The sequence below is a fragment of the Nocardia sp. NPDC002869 genome (assembly GCF_046764065.1).
Taxonomy (GTDB): Bacteria; Actinomycetota; Actinomycetes; order Mycobacteriales; family Mycobacteriaceae; genus Nocardia; species Nocardia rhamnosiphila.
The window spans coordinates 1-2,461 of record NZ_JBKOOL010000306.1; the positions used below are offsets into that span (position 1 = coordinate 1).

Here is a 2,461-nt window from a genome sequence, read left to right on the forward strand (position 1 = left end):
ACGAGGCGCCGGAGGCGACGCCGTCGACCCGGCCTCAGATGTTCCCGCCGATGATCACCTGGGGGATGCCGGTGCCGAGCGGTACCGGGACGCATACCGGTTCGGAGGCGTGTTCGGGGTCGAGGGTCTGGAACAGCAACTGGAATACGTACGGGTCGTACACCATGTGGAAATGACCGGTGAGGTCGACCGGGCAGCGGTCCTGCAGGACGATGTTGTGTGCCCCCGGTCCGCGCAGGGCGATATTGCCGAAGGGCTGGATCACTTCGTCGACCCGGCTGCCGACCGTGGTGTAGCGCACCCCCGGCACGGTGTCGCCGCCCGCGTTGAGTTCCCGCATGAACGGTGAACCCTGCACCTGCTGGACCGCCGCCACGGAGACCGCCCGGGTCGCCAGGTCCATCGCGCCCGGAAGCTGCTCGGCGATCGGGACCAGGCCGTACAAGCACCCCGCCGTAGGTGGGCGAGGCCAGACCGACCCAGTTGCCGACGTTGGGCGCGCCGCCGAGCTTGTTGATGTAGTAGCGGGTGACATTGGCGCCCTGGGAGAATCCGACCAGATCGACCTGCCGGGCGCCCGTCGCGGCGCGTACCTCGTCGACGAACTGCGCGATCTGGTAGGCGCTGAGCACGATGTCCTCGGTGCCGTAGGTGCCGGCGCCCGGTTTACCTCCGTAGTTCAGGGCGAAGACGCAGAAGCCGTGGTCCACGAGCTGCGGCCCGATGACCGACCAGTCGGTGTAGGCGCTCGCGTCGGTGCCGTGCGCGAGGATCACCGGTCGCGGATGGGCCGCGTCCGGGACGCACCCGAAATCGTTGGCGCCGCGGGGCACCGCGTCCGGATGGGATTTCATATAGAGCACCGCTCCCAGCTGGTCGGGTTGCGGTGGGGCCGGGTCCATGGGGACCGACGCGGGGAGGTAACCGGCCGGCTGGGCGGTGCTCTCGACACTCGCGAGCAACACCGACCCGGCCAGTGCGACAGCCACGGTCACCGCCCGCAGAACACGCCTGCCGGTTTGTGAACCGTCCCGCCCCATCGGCCATCGAAGTTGTTTCACAACACAATCTTCCACCCTGCCGGCTCGGCGGAAAACCGGGGCCGGAGGTTTTGATCACCCCGTTACTTGCCGGAGTCCTCGTCTCCGGCGAGGATGCGGTACAACGCTTTCCGGGCATCGGTGAGCACCTCGGCCGCCTTGGCCGCCTGCTCCGGGGTGCCTGCCGCCGCCACCTGCGCGACCGCGCCCATGAGCGGGCCGATCAGGGCCCGCAGATCGCTGGTGTGCGCGCCGACCCCTTCCTTGACATCGGCCCACGGGTCCCCGAGCTCTGCCCGGTTCTCCGTCACATGAGCTGCCCCTGTCTCGGTCAGTTGCGCGGTCTTGCGGCCGGCGATTTTCTCGATGGTGATCAGACCCTCGTCCTCCAACTGCGACAGCGCCGGATAGATGGATCCGGGGCTGGGCCGCCAGAGGTCGTCACTGCGTTCGCGGATCTGCTGGATCAGCTCGTAGCCGTGCATGGGACGCTCGGCGAGCAGCAACAGGATCGCCGCCCGTACATCGCCGCGCCGGCCTCGGCCGCCCCGGCCGCGCCCGCGTCCGAATCCCGGGCCGAATCCGGGACCGAAGTCCCCGCCGAACCCCGGGCCGAAACCCGGCGGGCCACCGTGCCGGAACGGACCGCCCGGACCGAAGCCGCCCGGACGTGGGCCGCGCCCACGACGCCCGCGACCCCGGCGAAATTCTGTGTTCTCGATGTTCTCCATAGCAGCCTCCTGAGCTACTCGATCGGTTTGCGTAGCATCGACGATATATCGGCAATCTATCCAGCGCAACCCTCTGTCGGATTGATTCCTCGATCGTCCCGACACCACGCGGACAGCGGCGCCACCGAATACCGTCCGCCTCCGCCACCACCAGCCGGAGGTTCCCTCGGCGCGCGGACACCGCCCCTCGCCGCCGTGGACGAGCTGCTCCTCGCGGAGCCCGAACACTGCGCGGCCCTGATCGTCGACCGGGTGAATCGGTCCGGCTGCGCTGCCGCCGCCCCGATCTCCGACCGACCGGTTCGAAGCCGCCTGGTCGAGTGCTGCCGAAACGATGGATCGGCGTACGCGACCAGAGTGCGACCCCGACGTGCCTGAACGACTCCTCCGCCGCGGCCCTTCGGGTGCGCGACCGGGCCGCCTGCTCGCCACGGTCTACCGCACGGGCTCGGTGCGCCATATGGCCCCGGCCCCGGTCAGGTCAGCCGATTTCCAGCGGGTCTATCTGAATCCGCGGCGGCGACCCCGCCCGCTGACTGCTCCGGATCACCTGCGCCGCCGTCAGCGCCCGCGTCAGCGCCGCGCCACGTGATCGCGGTGTACGCAGCAGCACCCGTTCTACCTCGGTACCCGGGTCGTCGCTGTCGCCGCGCGCGCCGGAGGGCAGCCGCGCGGCAGCCGGTAGCGGCA

The 2,461-nt window shown here is 69.8% G+C and carries 2 protein-coding genes and 2 pseudogenes; all 4 read right to left on the reverse strand.

Annotation, left to right across the window (positions count from 1 at the left end):
• Positions 1-34: 34 nt before the first annotated feature.
• Positions 35-445, reverse strand: coding sequence for a hypothetical protein (locus tag ACLML9_RS28420; RefSeq protein WP_411948379.1), 411 nt, complete (start codon positions 443-445; stop codon positions 35-37).
• A pseudogene (locus ACLML9_RS28425) lies at positions 444-1,040 on the reverse strand (esterase/lipase family protein); the annotation flags it as partial. The pseudogene ACLML9_RS28425 and the gene ACLML9_RS28420, both read right to left, overlap by 2 nt.
• A gap of 83 nt (positions 1,041-1,123) precedes the next feature.
• A complete protein-coding gene (locus tag ACLML9_RS28430) occupies positions 1,124-1,771 on the reverse strand; it encodes a PadR family transcriptional regulator (RefSeq protein ID WP_411948378.1) in 648 nt (215 codons plus the stop codon).
• 481 nt (positions 1,772-2,252) lie between these two features.
• Positions 2,253-2,461, reverse strand: a pseudogene (locus ACLML9_RS28435) (primosome assembly protein PriA); the annotation flags it as partial.

Excerpts from the sequence above, each read along its gene's own strand:
- ACLML9_RS28430 (WP_411948378.1), bottom strand. The coding sequence starts at position 1,771 with ATGGAGAACATCGAGAACACAGAATTTCGCCGGGGTCGCGGGCGTCGT.